The sequence below is a fragment of the Pseudomonas taiwanensis DSM 21245 genome, assembly GCF_000425785.1.
In the GTDB taxonomy this organism is placed as follows: domain Bacteria; phylum Pseudomonadota; class Gammaproteobacteria; order Pseudomonadales; family Pseudomonadaceae; genus Aquipseudomonas; species Aquipseudomonas taiwanensis.
Genome location: NZ_AUEC01000065.1, coordinates 1 through 1,481 on the forward strand (window position 1 = coordinate 1; position 1,481 = coordinate 1,481).

Genomic DNA, 1,481 nt, shown 5'->3' on the forward strand with positions numbered 1-1,481 from the left:
TGCACCGTGCGCCCGGTATCGCCATCGTCCCTTGGCGGTGAGCTTTCCCAGGCCAGGGTGTCGCCGTCCCAGCCGAACAGGGTGAAGCCACAGCTGAGATCACGTTGGCGCTTGGCCCGCTGCATCTTCCCGTTCACCCAGGCGCAAGTTATAAACTTGCGCCTGCTCAAAAAACATATTTTATCTAGACCTCAAGCGATATAGCTATAATGGCAAAATCCCCTTTGAGTCACTTTCTTTTAAAGAGATAAATTCAACGCCTAACACGCCGAGCGCTTCAGCCTTCTCCTTGAAATCCTCTGTGCAGTAAAGAGTATCTATGTACGGTGAAAGCCTATCAATTCGAAACACTGCACTGTCCTTTTTCTTAAGCATTAACGACTCAAAAGACTGCATTCGACCATACTCGTCACCAATAATTTTTGACGACAAATCAATCACATCATCAGGGCTATAAGATTTGAAAACAGCAGCATAGTAACCAATAGGATTATCCGTCCGCCCACCATTGACTTTGCAATCCACCTTAACCACATCAATGAAATGCACCCCGGTTTCTACACATGCAGCATAGAATTTTTCATTAATTGCATACAGTCCCTCCGCCAAACTACGAGCACCGAAATAATATTTTTTTGACTCCCCTACAAGCACCATCCCCGCAGGCATTTTTTCATGCCCACCATTAACTGGCGCATTTTTATACCAAGGGAAATACCCATATTCAACCTCACCCCAATTTTCGTATATTTTATCATAGAGTGCGGCATCTAGCAGACCCAGATGCGAGCCTACGTCTTTTTTCTGGCTAATCGCATAAAAGTTCATATTTAATCCAACCTTTTTGGTTTCAAACCTAGAGTTCCAGGCGCCTGCAGCATTTTACGATTTCGATTTTGGAGTACAACAATCCTTTCTCTCGCCACAGAGTCGCTGATCACACCCTCTCTGTAATCATTTTTTATCCTAAGCACTTCCATTCTTACAGAGGCACTGTAAATTGGATGACTTCCGCAATGATACAACATTCGACCTACCCGCTTTGCTTTAGCCTCGCTATCGGGCATCAGAACACCATTCTCTTTTTTATCCATGCCATCACCAAGACCTATCGAGTCAAAGAATGGCTTATGTATTTTCCAGACTTGCTCAGGAATAATATGGTGAGCCTGAAGATTATCACCGATAGCACCCCCTAGAACATTATCGAGCTTTCGGCTGCAAAGCCCTAAAGGGTCGGTCAGCTCTATTGGGTTTGAAACATAAATATATAGGTTTAGCCCACCAGCATAGCTTATTGGGTCTCTGCTGATGTAGCGTCCTTGTTTGGGCGCATAGTAGCGATTGCGATTATAGTGTAACCTTGTCTCATGATCGTGGTACTGCCCCTGGAAGCGAATCGGGTTACTCATCCCGACCTGCTTGGCCCACTCCGAACGCTCCTCCCGCACCTCACCCCACGCCTTGTACTGCCCCGCCCA

The 1,481-nt window shown here is 46.2% G+C and carries 2 protein-coding genes; both read right to left on the reverse strand.

Going from position 1 to position 1,481, the window contains the following annotated elements; translation table 11 throughout:
• Positions 1 to 204 precede the first annotated feature (204 nt).
• Positions 205 to 828, reverse strand: a complete 624-nt coding sequence (locus H620_RS0118870; RefSeq protein WP_027907866.1) for a hypothetical protein — start codon at positions 826 to 828, stop codon at positions 205 to 207.
• 2 nt (positions 829 to 830) lie between these two features.
• Positions 831 to 1,481, reverse strand: a 651-nt coding sequence (locus H620_RS26705) for an RHS repeat-associated core domain-containing protein (protein WP_209439663.1), incomplete at its 5' end; no start/stop codon positions are given.